Here is a 16,739-nt window from a genome sequence, read left to right as displayed (position 1 = left end):
TCCCTCCTCCGTACGCGGTCATTAGGGCTGGTTTAAGCGGCGCTTAAACAGTTCGCGAAAGACCGGATAAATATCGCCCGCCTCGACGATCTGTCGCATCGCAAAGCGTTCGGGAAACTGCTTCACAACACTTTCATATTCATACCATAGCGACTGATGGTCGTGGGGCGTAATCTCTACATAGGCGTAATACTGCAACTGCGGCATCAACTCTTCGACCAACAAATCGCGGCAGATATTCGAATCATCATCCCAGTTGTCACCATCTGACGCCTGGGCCACATACAGATTCCACTGGCCCACTGGGTAGCGCTTTTCGATGATCTTATTGACCAAGTGCAGCGCACTAGACACTATCGTGCCGCCGGTTTCTCGTGAGTAGAAGAATTCCTCTTCGCCCACCTCGCGCGCAGCGGTGTGGTGGCGCACAAACACTAGCTCCACTTTCTCGTAGTGTTTTTCCAAAAACATATACAGCAGCAGGAAAAAGCGCTTAGCGATGTCTTTATGGTTTTGGGTCATTGACCCGGAGACATCCATCACACAAAACATTACTGCCTGATTGGATGGCTGCGGCTGCGCGCTGAGCTGGTGGTAGCGCAAGTCGTAGGTATCGATAAAGGGCACGCCTGCAATTCGCTTCTCCAAACGTTCAATCTCGGCTTTGAGTTCGCTGATACGCTTGGGATTACGCAACACCGGGTCTTTACGCTCTTCGGCGTCGAGTGCCTCAACGGCCTCTTTCAGTGCCCGTTTGATCGGCGCGCGCATGGCAATACGCCTGGCGTAGGCTTCACGCATTGACCGGGTAATGCTAATCCGGGAAGGCACCCCGTCGCGGGCAAGGCCAGCCCGAACCATCTTGATTTCTTCCAACGACTTGAGCGACTTGCGCTGCAAATGAGGCAATTCCAAGCCTTCAAAAACAAACTCTAGAAACTCCTCGCGGCTGAGGGTGAAAGCAAACTCATCCACCCCTTCACCCTGGTTGGAAGCGCCGCCTTCTCCTGCGCCGTCTCCGCCGCCTTGGCCACTTGGACGGCGAATTTTATCACCGGCGATAAATTCCTTGTTGCCGGGTGCCACAATGTCACGCGCGCCGCCTGGGCCGTGTTGAAATACCGGCTCTGAAATATCCTTGACGGGGATAGAGACTTTTTCCCCTCGCTCCATATCGGTAATCGAACGACGGTTCACAGCCTCTTCCACCGAGCGTTTGATATGCTTTCGGTAGCGCTCCAAAAAGCGCTGACGATTCACTGCGCTTTTGTGTTTTGCGTTAGGCCTGCGATCGATGAAGTAGGTCATACGACCTCCTTTAAAAACCCCGGTCTTGAACGAAAACTACCCGTAATCAGTGAATTTTCGCACAAACCTTATCTTTGAGCGCTACTTTAAGCTAAGCGCTACTGCGACTTACGCACACGCAAATACCACTCGGAAAGCAGCCGGACCTGCTTCTCGGTGTAGCCACGCTCCACCATCCGCGCAACGAAGTCTTGGTGCTTTTTGTGGTCCGATTTAGACGCCTTAGCATTAAACGAAATCACCGGCAGCAGCTCTTCGGTATTGGCAAACATTTTGTGTTCGATAACCCCTTTGAGCTTTTCGTAGGACTGCCAGCTCGGGTTCATGCCATTGTTCTGCGCCCGCGCCCGCAACACAAAGTTAACCACTTCGTGGCGGAAGTCTTTAGGGTTGGAAATCCCCGCCGGCTTCTCGATTTTCTCCAGCTCTTCGTTGAGCGCTTGACGGTTAAGCAACTCGCCGGTTTCGTGGTCGCGGTACTCTTGATCCTGAATCCAAAAATCAGCGTAGGTGACATAACGGTCGAAGATGTTCTGGCCATACTCGCTGTAGGATTCCAGGTAAGCGGTTTGAATCTCTTTACCGATAAAGTCCACATAGCGCGGCGCCATGTACTCCTTGATAAAGCCTAAGTAGCGCTCGAATACTTCTGGCGGCAGCTGCTCGCGCTCCAACGCCTGCTCCAGCACATAAAGTAAATGCACCGGATTGGCGGCGACTTCCGTGTTGTCGAAGTTAAAGACCTTGGAGAGAATCTTAAAGGCAAAGCGCGTTGAGAGCCCCTGCATCCCTTCGTCTACACCTGCGGCGTCGCGGTACTCTTGAATCGATTTGGCGCGGGGGTCGGTATCTTTCAGATTTTCCCCGTCGTAAACGCGCATCTTAGAGTAGACGTTGGAGTTTTCCGGCACTTTCAACCGCGAAAGCACGGAGAACTGAGCCAGCATGCGCAGCGTATCGGGTGCGCAAGGCGCTGCGTTGAGCGACGATTCCTCAAGCAGCTTCTGGTAGATTTTTATCTCTTCTGACACGCGCAGGCAATAAGGCACCTTGACGATATAGACCCGATCAAGAAACGCCTCATTGTTGCGGTTGTTGCGGAATGCCTGCCACTCTGACTCGTTGGAGTGGGCCAATATAATGCCGTCAAAGGGAATTGCCCCCATGCCTTCCGTGGGGTTGTAATTGCCTTCCTGGGTGGCAGTGAGCAGTGGGTGCAGCACCTTAATCGGCGCTTTAAACATCTCCACAAACTCCATTAGCCCCTGGTTAGCGCGGCACAAGCCACCGGAAAAGCTATAAGCGTCGGGATCGTCTTGCGAGTAAAGCTCCAACTGGCGAATATCGACTTTACCCACCAGTGACGAGATGTCTTGGTTATTCTCATCCCCCGGCTCGGTTTTTGAGATAGCAATTTGGTTGAGCCGTGAGGGATATAGCCGCACCACTCGGAATTGAGAGATATCGCCGCCATATTCTTTTAGCCGTTTAGCGGCCCAAGGCGACATGACGCTTTTCAGATAGCGCTGGGGAATGCCGTACTCTTTTTCCAGCAGCTCGCCATCTTCTTCAGGCGAGAACAGCCCCAGCGGTGACTCGTACACCGGCGAGCCCTTAATGGCGTAAAACGGGATACGCTCCATAAGCAGCTTAAGGCGCTCCGCTAGCGACGACTTACCGCCACCCACGGGGCCCAGCAGATAAAGGATCTGCTTGCGCTCTTCAAGTCCTTGAGACGCATGACGAAAGTAAGACACGATTTGCTCAATGGCTTCTTCCATACCGTGGAATTCGGCAAAGGCAGGGTAACGGCGAATCACTTTATTGGAAAAAATACGCGATAGCCGTGGGTCTTTTGCGGTGTCGATGACCTCGGGCTCGCCAATCGCCTCTAGCATACGCTCGGCGGCACTGGCATACACTTTTGGCTCACGGCGACATAACGCCAGATACTCTTCCAGGCTCATGTCTTCTTGCTGAACGCGGGAAAAACGGTCTTGAACGTGATCAAAGATGCTCATGGAACTCTCCTGTGGCCCAACCCCGGGCAGTCACCGCCAAGCAAAATAGGTCGCAACGGTGTGCCAAACGAGGTGTCGCTTTTTTTAGCGTAGTCAGCATTAGCAAAAAGTGATGACTAAACCTTCAACGCAGCAGCGATATTATTAAGAGAATTATTCGCCAGATAAGTTGCGTTGAACCGCCCAGCAGAAAAGCACGCAAAGCGCAAAGGCGGCCCACCGCTGGGAACAGCGGCAGGACCGAGTAGAAAAGTGTCAAACAGTGGCAAGAGCTGATCAATAAGCGCGACTAGCGCGCAAGTACCGAGCGGATATCAGCTAACAATTCGTCCAACAGCTCAACGGTGGTGTTCCAAGCGCACACAAAACGAGCACCACCAGCGCCAATAAAAGTATAGAAGGTCCAGCCTTTTGCTTTCAACGCTTCAATGGCGGGGAGGGGTAATTCAACGAAGACGCTATTCGCTTGGGTAGGGAACATCAACGATACGCCGGGTAGGGCCTGCAATCCTTCTGATAAATAGCGCGCCATCGCGTTGGCATGCTGGGCATTCGTCAACCAGGCGCCGCTCTCTAATAATCCTAACCAAGGGGCCGACACAAAGCGCATTTTCGAAGCGAGCTGACCCGCCTGCTTGCAGCGGTAGGAAAAATCTTCGGCTAATTCACGGTTGAAAAACAAAATAGCTTCGCCAAAGGCTAAGCCGTTTTTGGTCCCCGAGAAACACAGCGCGTCAACGCCCACCTGCCAGGTTATTTCTGCGGGTGTTGCCTCCAAGCTGGCACAGGCATTGGCAAAGCGAGCGCCGTCCATGTGCAGGCGCAGGTCGTGCTTATCGGCAATAGCGCGAATGGCCATGAGCTCTTCGCGGGAGTAGAGCGTGCCTACTTCGGTGGCTTGAGTGAGCGATACCACTTTGGGTTTGGGGTAGTGGATGTCACTGCGCTTGGTGACCAGCGCCTCTATGCCTTCCGGCGTCAGCTTGCCATCCGCCCCGGGTGAAGTCAGCAGCTTGGCGCCGTTAGAAAAGAACTCGGGGCCACCGCACTCGTCGGTTTCAATATGCGCAAGCTCATGGCAAATCACGCTGTGGTAACTGCGGCCCATCGCGGAGAGCGCCAACGAGTTAGCGGCGGTGCCGTTGAAAACAAAGAAAACATCGCAGTCGTAGTCAAACATTTCCCGGAAACGGTCTGCGGCACGAGCCGTCCAAGTATCGTTACCGTAAGCCAAATCATCGCAGCGATTGGCGGCAAGCAGGTATTCCATCGCCTCCGGGCAGATACCGGAGGTGTTATCACTGGCTAAAAAACGCGGGCTACACTCCGAGGTCATGACGATAGTCCTTATGTCCGGCAATCTTACGGCGCGGGCTGGGTGCCACCTGCGCCTTTAATACCTAGTTATGCTTAATAGCTAGGGTAGTCATTTAGTCTATCGCTATTTATGGGCTAACGTCACCCGCGCTTTTGAGCACCTTCTTATAAAGCTGTCCTCATCTTCTTTTTATAAGCTCGCTGCCAATCGTGTGCCCTGCTCAATCGCACGCTTGGCATCCAGCTCGCTGGCTTCATCCGCGCCGCCAATAATATGCACTGCTGCCCGCGCGCGTTCCAGCTGCGCCAGCAGATCACGTACTGACTCCTGCCCAGCGCACACCACTACGCTATCTACCGCCAATATTTGATCGACGCCATCGCGGCGAATATGCAGCCCCTCGTCATCGATTTTGAGGTATTCGCAGCCGGTGAGTGTTTTCACTCCCCGCTGCTTGAGCGAGGCCCGGTGCACCCAGCCAGTGGTTTTGCCTAGATACTTGCCGGGCTTGGACGTTTTACGCTGGAGCATAACAATCTCGCGGGGAACCACGGGCGGCGTCGGCGCTTTTAGACCGCCCCGTTCACCGACTGCCAAATCAACGCCCCACTCGTCGCACCAGTTGGCTATATCCAACGCGGGGTGGCCTTGGTGCGCGAGCAGCTCAGAGACATCAAAACCAATACCGCCCGCGCCAATCACCGCTACTTTACGACCAACGCGTTCAGGGGATTCAATCGCTTCGGCGTAGCTCAGCACCTTATCGTGATCGTGGCCGGGCAGGCTTAGCTCGCGGGGCTGAACCCCAGTGGCCATCACCACCTCATCGAAATCGGCGAGTGTTTCTACCGTTGCCGTGGTGTTCAAGCGAACCTCTACCGTATATTTCTCCAGCATCACCCGGTAGTAGCGCAGGGTTTCGTTAAACTCCTCTTTGCCGGGAATCTTGCGCGCGTAGTTAAACTGCCCGCCCAGCTCACTGCGGCGTTCAAACAGCACCACCTGATGTCCTCGGCTGGCAGCGGTCACCGCGGTTGCCAGCCCGGCCGGGCCGCCTCCTACAACGGCCACCCGTTTGGGCGTTTTTGCAGGCTCAATCACCAGTTCGGTTTCGTGGCAGGCGCGTGGGTTAACTAGGCAGGAGGTCAGCTTTCCGGCAAAGGTGTGATCCAGGCAGGCCTGATTACAGGCAATGCAGGTGTTAATCTCTTGCGTCAAGCCCTCTTCGGCTTTACGTACCCAGGCCGGATCCGCTAGAAAAGGCCGCGCCATAGAAACCATATCCGCATGGCCCGCCGCCAGCACTCGCTCGGCTACCTCGGGCATATTGATGCGGTTGGTGGTGATCAGCGGAATCGATAGCGCCGATTTGATTCGCCGAGTCACTTCGGTAAAGGCGGCGCGGGGCACGCTAGTCACAATGGTGGGCACCCGCGCTTCGTGCCAGCCAATGCCGGTATTGATCACGTTCGCCCCGGCGGCTTCGATCGCCTGGCCCAGCGTGACGACCTCTTCCCAGGTGCTACCCTCTTCGACTAAATCAATCATGGAAAGGCGGAAGATAATCACAAAACGCTCGCCCACCGCCGCGCGGACACGACGTACAATCTCGACAGCAAAGCGCATGCGGTTCTCAAACGCCCCGCCCCACTCGTCGTCGCGCTGATTGGTACGCCGGCAGATAAACTGATTAATCAGGTAGCCTTCTGAACCCATGATCTCAACGCCATCGTAACCCGCCTGCTGAGCAAGACTTGCGCAACGCACGTAGTCAGTAATTTGTTGCTCAACCTCATCGCTGGCGAGCGCGCGAGGCATAAAGGGATTGATCGGCGCCTGTATGGCCGAAGGCGCGATCAAATCTGGCGAGTAGGCGTAACGCCCAGCGTGAAGAATCTGCATGCAAAGATGACCGCCCTCAGCATGCACCGCGTCTACCACCAGGCGATGTGCGGGCAACTGGCTGTCATTAACGAGGGCATGAGCGCCCTGGAATACGGCGCCTTCTTCGTTGGGGGCAATACCGCCAGTAACAATCAGGCTAACCCCCTGCGCTGCCCGTTCAGCATAAAACGCCGCTAAGCGTTCAAAACCGTTGGGCGCCTCTTCCAAATTAGTGTGCATGGAGCCCATCAAAACCCGGTTAGGCAGCGTTAAATGGCCAATGGTCAGCGGTCTGAAAAGGTGTGGATAGGCGGGCACAGAGGTCATCACGGAACTCCTGGATATTGTTGGTAGCAGTGTTAGCACATATTCAAACAAGCGTATGACATCTTGAGCAGCACGTATAGCCCTTCAATCTAGCCCTTTGATCTTTTGCCAGCGACTTGCCCAACGCGCCAATCCACGTCACATTACCCGGCTAACGATAAGGAACCGTTGCTATGCCCTTGATGTACTTTTTGCCGCCGCTCGCTACCGTGCTTATCTGGTCAGGCAATATGACCATTAATCAGCTTAGCGTAGGCGCCATCGCTCCCAGCAGCATTGCTTTTCTACGCTGGTTGTTAGCGCTAGCCGTCATGACTCCGTTTGTGCTGCCTGCCGCGCTGCGCCACCGCGATGAAATTCGCCGCCAATGGCCTAAGTTGGCGCTGCTAGGGCTACTCGGCATGGGGCTATGGCAAGGGCTGGCCTATGTCGCCGCAGAAACGACAACCGCTACCAACATGGGTATTCTCGCCGCCATGGTGCCGCTGCTAACGGTGCTGCTTAGCGCGCTGATTTTGCGCGAGCCGCCATCGCTAGGTGGCATATTGGGGGGTGTGCTGGCGTTTGTAGGCGTTACGGTGCTACTAGGGCGCGGCAACCCCCTCTCGCTACTGCAGCTTCAGGTCGCCTTTGGTGATGCCCTCATGGTAGTAGCCGCTACCTGCTACGCGCTCTACGGTGTCATGCTAAAACGGTGGTCGATGAACTTACCGCCCTGGGTAATGCTCTACGCCCAGGTCTGTTTTGCCGTGCTAATTCTGCTGCCGCCTTATTTACTGGGGCCCATGACGCCCATCAGCGGGCAGAATATCGGGTTGATTGTTTACGCAGGTATACCAGCGTCCATTATCACGACCTTTTTATGGATGCGCGCGGTACGCCAGATCGGCGCCAACCAATCGAGTATCTTTATCAACTTGATGCCGCTGTTTAGCGCGCTAATTGCGATGGCCTTGTTAGGCGAACAGGTGGCGGGGTTCCACTTTATCGGCGGGCTGTTGATTCTGGCGGGTGTCATTATGGCGCAAACGCTGACACGCCCGTTAGCACGTGGTTTAACTTCAGATAAGCCGAGCGGCGCTCGATGATGCTAGAATGGCTGCCGATTTCTAACGCTGGGAAGCCCTTATATGTCCCTGGAAGAACTACACCTTAATCTGCGCAACCTAACGAGCGACGACTACGGTCAGCTCAAGACATTAATGGATGCTGTCTATCACGATCTTGGCGGGTCATGGCCTAAGCTTACGATCGACAAGCTGATCCATGAATTCCCCGATGGCCAAATCGCTATTGAGGATGATGGTCTTTTGGTGGGCGTGGCGCTCACCGTTCGGGTCGACTATGACGAGTTTTCCAACCCGCATAAGTACGATGACCTGATCGGCCACCGCGAAACTATCCTCAACGATGCGGATGGCGACGCCATGTACGGGCTGGATGTGCTGATTCATCCTGACTACCGGGGTTATCGCCTGGGCCGCCGCCTTTACGAAGCGCGCAAAGAGCTGTGCCGTTCGCTGAACCTGCGGGCTATTCTTGCCGGTGGGCGTATTCCTGAGTATCACCAGTACGCCGACGAGCTCACGCCCGCCCAATACATTGAGAAAGTCTCGCGCAAAGAGATCTACGATCCGATCCTGTCTTTTCAGCAGGCCAACGACTTCCAAGTAAAGCGCCTGCTGCGCAAGTACCTGCCAGAAGACGAGCAATCGCGCGGCTACGCCACCTTGCTTGAGTGGAATAATATTCTGTTTGAGCCTGCCGCCAGCGTGCTCGACACCCGCCCCACCCAAGTACGCGTAGGCGCGGTGCAGTGGCAGATGCGTGAGTTTTCCTCGGTTGAAGCAGCCCTGCAGCAGATCGAGTACTTCGTCGATGCGCTGTCCGATTACCAGAGTGATTTTGCCGTTTTCCCAGAGCTGTTTAACGCGCCGTTAATGGGCTTACAAGACCGCGCTGCTCAGCAGGATCAAATGGGCGCGATTCGCTTTTTGGCCGGCTTCACCGAGCGCTTTAAAACCGAACTGTCGCGCATGGCGGTGTCGTACAACATCAATATTGTTGGCGGCTCGATGATCGAAGTCGGTGAAGATGACCGACTCTACAACATCGCCTACCTGTTCCATCGCGATGGCAGCGTTGAGCGCCAAGCCAAACTACACATTACGCCTCAAGAGCGCCGCGATTGGGTGATTGAGGGTGGCGATGAGCTGCAGGTTTTTGATACCGACGCAGGCCGCGTGGGCATCCTGATCTGCTACGACGTGGAATTCCCGGAACTTGGCCGCCTGCTGGCCGACCAGGACATGGATATTCTGTTCGTGCCGTTCTGGACCGACACCAAAAACGGTTACTTGCGCGTACGCCATTGTAGTCAGGCGCGGGCAATTGAAAACGAGTGCTACGTGGTGCTCTGCGGCAGCGTCGGTAACTTGCCTTCGATTGAAAACCTGGATATCCAATACGCCCAATCAGCGGTGTTTTCACCGTCTGATTTCGCCTTCCCCCACGATGCGGTCCTGGCGGAAACCACACCGAATACCGAGATGATTTTCTTCTCGGACTTGGATCTCACCCGCCTGACGGTAGTACGTGCCGAAGGCTCAGTGACCAACCTTAAAGACCGCCGCAAGGATCTGTTCGACCTGCGCTGGCGCGATTGGTCGTGGAAATCGGGTGCTAATCTGGAAGATTGAAGGGTGGAAAGCTTAAGTGCCCCTGATTGAGTAGACACTTACGTTAATTAGAGAAGGAGTCTACTTTTCAGGGGCGATCCAGCTTTTCTCACGGGCACAGGCGTGACTATTCTTCCCGTTCTCCCTGGACAGCGGCGGCACGATTTTCTTCACCAATCAGGTATTTTTCGACAAACCGTTGGCGTTGCTTTTCATTGAGAAAAGGACCGAAATAGGCGGGGTCCAGCCCTGCCTCTCCGGCTTCGAAACCAGCGGTTCCCGCTTTCGTTTGTGCATCCACAGAAACCGAGGCATTCAGATTGTCTCGAATGATCATGCCAGCATGCTGAGCTGGCGTCAGGATGACACCACGATCTAGATGATCATCAATAGTGCCTTCCATCTGAGTACCCAGCAGCACTTCATCCTTGTATTTCTTGCCTTTTGCCTCATCTTCGAGTTGTTGAAAAACGTCACGCTCACGCTGTTCGGCAGTATCGTTGATATTGCGCTCATCGTTCATGATCAGTTCCTTCTTCACTAGTCGACTAAAACAAGATAGGCACCTTGTGCCAAGGCGCATAAAAACACGTTTTCTTCCTGGCGCTTTTCACCTTCAAAGCTTATGCGTATTCATCCTTTAACATCTCCTTTTGCTGCCAAAATTCACGTATTAAGCAACTTTCTTAACAGTGTCGTAAACCACTCATGAGTTATCAAGGAGGACAAATAAAAACGCTCATGGCTTAGAGCTTCTTAAAAATCTCAATCAGGCCAAACGAGGTGCGCAGGCACGCGGCCTTTGGCATCAAACAGCACGCCCTCATCGCATAGTTTGCGATGTTGGCGCTCGGCGCCACCGTGGTCGGCAAGCGTTAACGACGCAGCAATCACACGATGCCAGGGCAGCTGGTGGCCATCTGGCAGGTGGCGCATCGCCGAGCCCACCATGCGCGGGGTGGCGCCTTCGGTCATGGCGGCAATGCGGCCATAGGTGGTCACCCGCCCCGGCGGAATCTGGTCGACAATCGTGTAGATCTGTTCGAGTAATTCAGGCCGAGGCATTGGCGTTTCTCCATATACGCAGGATTACTGTTTTTTAGTAATAGCAGGCCACGCCTTGGGATCAACCTTGTTGACCAATTTGGGGAAGTGGCTGGGGTCGAAAACCGGCTCTTTGCCCGCTTTCAACTGCGTTTCGTAATCGCGAAAGAGCGAAAACGCCACCGGCGACAGCATTAAAATAGCGATCAGGTTAATAATCGCCATCATGCCCATGGAAAGATCAGCAAAGCTCCAAATCGCCCCCAAGCTTGCCACCGAACCCACCATGACCATCGCCAGCACCGCTAAGCGATAAATAAACACGGCCACGGGAGCCCGGCGCCCGGCTAAATACTCAATATTGGACTCACCATAGGAGTAGTTGGCAATCACCGAGGTAAACGCAAACAGCAGAATGGCCACCGCAACAAACATACCGCCCCAGTCGCCCACATGGCTAGAGAGCGCCATCTGCGTCAACTGAATGCCGTTATTCTCATCGCCCGCCATTAGCTCAGGCCCTGCCATAATGATGATAGCCGCCGTGGCCGTGCAGATTACCAGCGTGTCCAGAAACACCCCAAGCATTTGAATAAAGCCTTGGGCAGCGGGATGGTTGGGCCGTGTAGTGGCGGTCGCTGCCGCATTCGGCGCTGAGCCCATACCCGCTTCATTAGAAAATAGCCCGCGCTGAATGCCGTTCATAATCGCCTGGGAAACCGCGTAACCCACCGCGCCACCGGCCGCCTGCTCAAAGCCAAACGCACTGCGCACGATGGTCATGATTGCAGCGGGCAAGTCGCTAATATTGAGGCCAACCACGACCAGCGCCAGCACCAGGTAAAGCAGCGCCATCAGCGGTACAACAAGCTCGGCCACCTTGGCAATCGACTTCAAACCACCAAAGATAATCGGCGCTACCACCGCCATCAAGACTAATCCCATGGCCCAGGTAGGAATGGCAAAGGCCTGCTCCATAGCCTGGGCGATGGAGTTGGCCTGCACGCTGTTAAACGCCAACCCAAAGGCAATAATCAAACAGATCGAAAACAGCACGGCCAGCCAGCGTAGGCCCAGGCCGCGCTCAATGTAACGTGCCGGGCCGCCGCGAAAGGTGTTGTCGCCATGGTCGGTTTTATACGCCTGGGCCAGCGTCGACTCTACAAAGCTGGTCGCCATACCCACGATAGCAGTCATCCACATCCAAAAAATCGCACCGGGTCCGCCAAAATAGATAGCCACGGCCACGCCCGCTAGGTTGCCGGTGCCTACCCGCGCCGCCAAACTGGTGGAGAGCGCCTGAAAGGATGATATCCCGCCATTCGATTCTCGCGAGCTGCGCAGCAGCTTAAACATATGGCCGAAATAACGCAGCTGAATGCCGCGCGTCATCACCGTAAAATAAAGGCCAGCGCCAATTAAAAGATAAATCAGCACACTACCCCAAAGCAGGCCGTTGCCACGATCCACCAACGAGGTCAGCAGCGGAGGAAGAGTAAAATCCATGAAATTCACGCCTTTTTAAACGATTGAAGGCGCATCATTCTTCACGGCTGCACCAAAATGGCAAGAAAATTGGCAAAATTACTTAAATACAGTAACAACCACTGTTCAAATTGAGCCCGTTAGCCACTGCCACACACGTTCCGTCTCATCGCTTACGTGGCGGCGACTAGGACGCACCAGCCAGAAGCGCTCATCGCTCAGCGCACTGAGCTCAAACGGCGCCACCAGGTCCATTCGCTGTTCCAGCAAACGCCGGTGAGTCAGCGCGATGCCGCCGCCCTGGCTGGCTAATGCTAACGTCATTACCTGGTTATCGCAGGTGAGTGACCGGCACTGCGCTTCCAAGTGGGCCATGCCCGCTTCCTGCAACCAGCCAGGCCAACCGACGCCAAACCCGGCGGCGTGGAGCAAAGTGTGCCCGGCAAGATCGGCTGGAATGATCAGCCTTTCAGCCAACCCGGGCGAGCAAACCGGCAGTAGCTGCTCGGCACCCAGCGATTGCATTTCTACCCCTGTCCACTCCCCTTTACCGTAGCGAATCTCGATATCGGCCCCTTCAGGACCAAAGTCATCTGGCCAGATGGCACTTACCACGCGAATCGCCACCTGCGGGTGGGCACGATGAAAGGCAATCAAACGCGGTGCTAGCCACGACTGTTGAATCACTGGCGTTGTGCGCAACGTCACCGGCTGCTCAGACGTGCTGCCAAACACTTCCAACGTGCCTTCGCTAATACGCATGAACGCATCGTGAATACTTGGCAGCCACGCTTGCCCGGCGGGGGTTAACGTTAAGCTACGCGCATGGCGCACAAAGAGTTTTTGCCCCACTCGGTCTTCCAATAGCCGAACACGCTGACTGATCGCCGCTTGGGTAACACCCAGCTCGTTGCCAGCGGAGGTAAAACTTAACGTCCTTGCAGCGGACTCAAAGGCTTGCAGCCATAGTAGGGGCGGCAACTGGCTCATGAAAAAGTGACCTATAAGTAAAATGATGTCTTAGGGGTCAGATTAATCGTTTGTCACCGGCGCTTCTACTCCCCATTCTGGATAGCACTAACGCACACCCCCAATTCTCTAGGGGAGCGAACCGGAGTATTCAATGAACAGCGCAGTACAAGCAATCTCATCAGCGGACAATACGCCAGCCCCTGAAATGGGCGAGTTGAGCCCTTACCAATCAGGCCCGTCACTCATACTAGCGACGCTGACGCACAACGGCGTGGCCCTGGAATGGCAAGACGGCCAACAAACTACCCTGCCGCTGCTTTGGCTACGCGACCACTGCGCTTGCACGGCCTGTCGACATCCGCAGACCCGCGAAAGGCTCTACCTGCCGCTTGAAGCGATCACTGAGCCACCCAGCGTTACGCTGCTGAATGGGCATCTACACCTTCACTGGCAGGATGGCCACGTCAGTGACTTTCATAGCGGCTGGCTTTACCAGCGCCGTCCAGAAGCGACCCTGGCCTCACCAGTACCCAACGTTCATCCCTGGGAGGATAATTTCGCTCCCGAGCGTGTTCGCCATGCAGACTTTTTAACGCCAACAGGCGAGAAAGCCTGGCTGACTGCCATGCTGCGCGACGGGCTGGCGCTGATCACAGATGGGCCACTGGTAGAAGAAGAAGTCAGCCGCTTAGCAGAACGCATAGGCCCACAGCGCGCCACCAACTTTGGCGCCCGTTTCGATGTGCGCTCTAAACCTAACCCCAATAATGCGGCTTATACGGCGGTGGGTTTGCCGTTGCACATTGATTTGCCCAACTGGCGCCATCCGCCCGATATTCAGCTGCTCTACTGCCTGCAGAATGAAGCCAGTGGCGGTGAATCGCTATTTGCTGATGGCGCTCGTGTTGTTGAAGCCCTGCGCCAGCAGTCCCCAGAAGCGTTGGCGATTCTCAGCGAGACGCCGATCGACTTTCGCTTTCAGGACGAAACCCACGATATCGCCACCCGTGCGCCGGTCATTTCACTTGATCCCGACGGCAACCTGGTTGAAGCACGCTTGAACAACTGGATTCGCGATGCTTTACAGATGCCCATAGAGCAGATGGACGCTTGGTACAGCGCCTATGCCCTACTGTGGAAGCTGTTTCACAGCGAAGCACACCAGCTAGAGTTCACTCTTCGCCCAGGGCAGATGGTCGCTTTTGACAACCGTCGCGTGCTCCACGGCCGCCGCGAGTTTGACCCGAACAGCGGTGCACGCCATTTACAAGGCACTTATTTAGACCGCGATATGCTCGCTTCACGCCTTCGCGTACTCGCTCGCCACCGCTAAAAACCGATACTCGATAGCAACACCCTGACTGAAAATAACACCTAGCAAGGAGATCGTATGACACACCTTAAACCTCTCACCTCGGGCATTGTCCTCGCCACCACCGCACTATTCGTCTCGGCGGCGCAGGCCGATGACCAGACGCTTGATTTTGGCGTGCCTGCCTGGCCCGGCATTACGGTTAAAACCGCTATTGCCGAGCAATTATTGAACCCACTGGGCTACCAAACCAGCACTCAGGCAATCGGCCTACAGGTGATCTACCAAGGTATCGAAAGCGGCGATATCGACGCCTTTCTAGGTGCTTGGCTACCCGCCCAACGAGAAATGTTTAATCCCCGCAAAGAGTCGGGCGTGCTGGTAGACGTCGCCAATAACGTCGACGGCGCACAAATGACCCTGGCAGTGCCAGAATACCTGTATGAAAGCGGCATTCAGAGCTTTGCCGATTTGGATGAAAACCGCGATCAGTTCGAGGGTAAAATTTATGGCTTTGGGGCCGGCTCCGCCGCTAGCGAGATTCTTCACAATGCCATTGATAACGACACCTGGGGATTAGGTGACTGGCAGGTAGTCGATACCAGTGAAGTGGCCATGCTTTCCGCTGCACGTGATGCCATCTCCCGCGAGGAACCGATTGTCTGGGTCGGCTGGACGCCCCACTGGATGAATCTTGAACTGCCAATGCGCTACCTGGAAGACCCCGAAGACTTGTTCGGTGAGAATAACGGTGAAAGCGATGTGCTGACACTACTGCGCAGCGGCTACGCCGACGCCCACCCCAATGTAGTGACGTTTTTTGAACAGTTCACCTTCTCTGCTGAAGAGCAAAGCTGGATGATTCAAGCCTACGGCCAGGAAGAACAAGACCTTGATGACGTCGCCGAGCAGTGGATCAACGACCACCCGGAGCGCATCGAAGCAATGCTGGCTGACGTGACCACTACCGACGGCGAGCCCGCTTGGCCGGTCATTGAAGCCCAGCTCAACAACTAAGAAACCTCTGAGCAACTATTGCACTTAATATAAAAGCGCCTTCATCCCATCGGACGGCTAGCGTATGCTAGCGCTTTTTTAGCCGATGGGAATGAACATGTCGCGTTCATTAGGCAAGGGCGCTGGCCTGCTGGCCGCGGTCATACTGTTAGCCGTTATGTGGCAATTACTACAACGTTACGACCTTCTGACCCAGGCGCGACTCAGCGAACTGATTGATTACGTCCGCCAGTGGCGTACCGCGCCCTGGATGTTTGCTGCGGTGATGATCACTTACGCCAGTGCCTTGCTGGTGATGTTCCCGCTTAGCCTTCTAGTGATGGTAACAGGCTTACTGTTTGGCCCGCTGTGGGGGTTGGCTTACGCCACTCTAGGCACGTTGACTTCGTCGATCGTTTCCTACTGGGTGGGCCATTGGCTAGGTCGGGATGCGCTGATGCATTACGGTGGGCGTCATCTGCGCGGTTTATCCGGTTACTTATCCCGGCGTGGCATTCGTACCATGACGGTGGTTAACCTGCTGCCGCTCGCCCCGTTCACGCTGACCAATATGCTCGCGGGCGCTTTTCACCTTAAGTTTCGCGACTACATGATCGGCTCTACCCTGGGCATCGTGCCCGGGTTGGCTGCGGTGATTTTACTGGGCAGCCAATTGGGCGCGCTATTCACCGCGGCCTCGGCCCAAGAACTCATTCTGGCAGGCGTTGGGCTTGCCGCAGGGCTTGGCCTACTCGTCGGGCTTAAGCGCTATGCCAAACGACGCCAAGCATCACAAAAACGCCCTCATCACGATGACGAGTGATACTTAGCCTGCAATTCAGCGTAAAAAACATTGACCACTGAGGCAAAATTGTCTTTATAGCAACACTGCACGAAGAGGATGAACCAACGTCAGCCTGCGTCAGACCCGCTAAGCGTTGCCAGCAGCCGTCGCGGTCCAGCCTGGTTGCGATGTTCGCCAAGCCATAGGCCCTGCCAAGTCCCTAGCGCTAATCGTCCGTCGCGTACCGCCAGGGTAAGCTGAGTTCCCATTAGACTGGCCACCACATGAGCAGGCATGTCATCAGGACCTTCCAGGGTATGCCGGAAATAGGCCAAATCTTCGGGCACCAATCGGCGTAAAAACGCATCTAAATCGTGGCGTACGTCAGGGTCTGTGTTTTCATTGAGCGTTAACGAAGCGGACGTATGCATCAGCTGTAAATGAAGCATCCCCATGGGGCAGTCGCTTAGAAAAGGCAAAGCACGGATCACGTCATCGGTCACCAGATGAAAACCGCGCGGCAGCTCGGGCAGATGAACCTCTTGTTGGCACCACATAAATACTCCTTTATTTGTTATCTAAACGGAGGCATTTCTTCATCTCCAGTACG

At 55.0% G+C, this 16,739-nt stretch carries 14 protein-coding genes; 5 read left to right on the top strand and 9 right to left on the bottom strand.

Features of this window, described 5'->3' with window-relative positions:
* Nucleotides 1-21 precede the first annotated feature (21 nt).
* From RZA33_RS16195 to RZA33_RS16180, 4 genes are all read right to left on the bottom strand, one after another.
* The gene (locus RZA33_RS16195; RefSeq protein ID WP_317508746.1) at nucleotides 22-1,308 is read right to left on the bottom strand and encodes a YeaH/YhbH family protein; all 1,287 of its coding nucleotides are present in this window, start codon (nucleotides 1,306-1,308) and stop codon (nucleotides 22-24) included.
* Nucleotides 1,309-1,406: 98 nt separating this feature from the next.
* Nucleotides 1,407-3,329: a PrkA family serine protein kinase gene (locus RZA33_RS16190; RefSeq protein WP_317508745.1), complete on the bottom strand. Its 1,923-nt coding sequence runs from the start codon at nucleotides 3,327-3,329 to the stop codon at nucleotides 1,407-1,409.
* A 289-nt stretch (nucleotides 3,330-3,618) separates the two neighbouring features.
* Complete coding sequence (locus RZA33_RS16185; RefSeq protein WP_317508744.1) at nucleotides 3,619-4,665, bottom strand: low specificity L-threonine aldolase; 1,047 nt, start codon at nucleotides 4,663-4,665, stop codon at nucleotides 3,619-3,621.
* 171 nt (nucleotides 4,666-4,836) lie between these two features.
* Nucleotides 4,837-6,858, bottom strand: coding sequence for an NADPH-dependent 2,4-dienoyl-CoA reductase (locus RZA33_RS16180; RefSeq protein WP_317508743.1), 2,022 nt, complete (start codon nucleotides 6,856-6,858; stop codon nucleotides 4,837-4,839).
* Nucleotides 6,859-7,031: 173 nt separating this feature from the next.
* On the opposite strand from RZA33_RS16180, the gene RZA33_RS16175 reads away from it, so the two are divergent.
* Nucleotides 7,032-7,946 carry a DMT family transporter gene (locus RZA33_RS16175; protein ID WP_317508742.1) on the top strand — a complete coding sequence of 305 codons (915 nt, stop codon included), beginning with the start codon at nucleotides 7,032-7,034 and terminating at the stop codon, nucleotides 7,944-7,946.
* 42 nt (nucleotides 7,947-7,988) lie between these two features.
* Nucleotides 7,989-9,557, top strand: coding sequence for a bifunctional GNAT family N-acetyltransferase/carbon-nitrogen hydrolase family protein (locus RZA33_RS16170; protein ID WP_317508741.1), 1,569 nt, complete (start codon nucleotides 7,989-7,991; stop codon nucleotides 9,555-9,557).
* A gap of 106 nt (nucleotides 9,558-9,663) precedes the next feature.
* Here RZA33_RS16170 and RZA33_RS16165 read toward each other — a convergent pair whose 3' ends face one another.
* The 4 genes from RZA33_RS16165 to RZA33_RS16150 all read right to left on the bottom strand — a co-directional run bounded on the left by RZA33_RS16165 (nucleotide 9,664) and on the right by RZA33_RS16150 (nucleotide 13,055).
* Nucleotides 9,664-10,059 (bottom strand): hypothetical protein, encoded by a 396-nt coding sequence (locus tag RZA33_RS16165; protein WP_317508740.1) that lies wholly within the window; start codon nucleotides 10,057-10,059, stop codon nucleotides 9,664-9,666.
* Between the two features lie 242 nt (nucleotides 10,060-10,301).
* The gene (locus RZA33_RS16160) at nucleotides 10,302-10,601 is read right to left on the bottom strand and encodes an MGMT family protein (protein WP_317508739.1); all 300 of its coding nucleotides are present in this window, start codon (nucleotides 10,599-10,601) and stop codon (nucleotides 10,302-10,304) included.
* Between the two features lie 24 nt (nucleotides 10,602-10,625).
* A complete protein-coding gene (locus RZA33_RS16155; protein ID WP_317508738.1) occupies nucleotides 10,626-12,086 on the bottom strand; it encodes a sodium:alanine symporter family protein in 1,461 nt (486 codons plus the stop codon).
* 105 nt (nucleotides 12,087-12,191) lie between these two features.
* Nucleotides 12,192-13,055, bottom strand: coding sequence for a LysR substrate-binding domain-containing protein (locus RZA33_RS16150; protein ID WP_317508737.1), 864 nt, complete (start codon nucleotides 13,053-13,055; stop codon nucleotides 12,192-12,194).
* Between the two features lie 133 nt (nucleotides 13,056-13,188).
* On the opposite strand from RZA33_RS16150, the gene RZA33_RS16145 reads away from it, so the two are divergent.
* From RZA33_RS16145 to RZA33_RS16135, 3 genes are all read left to right on the top strand, one after another.
* Nucleotides 13,189-14,370 carry a TauD/TfdA family dioxygenase gene (locus RZA33_RS16145; RefSeq protein WP_317508736.1) on the top strand — a complete coding sequence of 394 codons (1,182 nt, stop codon included), beginning with the start codon at nucleotides 13,189-13,191 and terminating at the stop codon, nucleotides 14,368-14,370.
* 57 nt (nucleotides 14,371-14,427) lie between these two features.
* Nucleotides 14,428-15,366: an ABC transporter substrate-binding protein gene (locus RZA33_RS16140; RefSeq protein ID WP_317508735.1), complete on the top strand. Its 939-nt coding sequence runs from the start codon at nucleotides 14,428-14,430 to the stop codon at nucleotides 15,364-15,366.
* A 97-nt stretch (nucleotides 15,367-15,463) separates the two neighbouring features.
* Nucleotides 15,464-16,168: a TVP38/TMEM64 family protein gene (locus RZA33_RS16135; protein ID WP_317508734.1), complete on the top strand. Its 705-nt coding sequence runs from the start codon at nucleotides 15,464-15,466 to the stop codon at nucleotides 16,166-16,168.
* Nucleotides 16,169-16,257: 89 nt separating this feature from the next.
* Here RZA33_RS16135 and RZA33_RS16130 read toward each other — a convergent pair whose 3' ends face one another.
* Nucleotides 16,258-16,686, bottom strand: coding sequence for a secondary thiamine-phosphate synthase enzyme YjbQ (locus RZA33_RS16130; protein WP_317508733.1), 429 nt, complete (start codon nucleotides 16,684-16,686; stop codon nucleotides 16,258-16,260).
* Nucleotides 16,687-16,739: the final 53 nt, after the last annotated feature.

The organism is Halovibrio sp. HP20-59, assembly GCF_033052795.2.
Lineage (GTDB): Bacteria > Pseudomonadota > Gammaproteobacteria > Pseudomonadales > Halomonadaceae > Vreelandella.
Note: the sequence above shows the minus strand (reverse complement) of the source record. Positions and strands in the feature narration are given on the sequence as shown.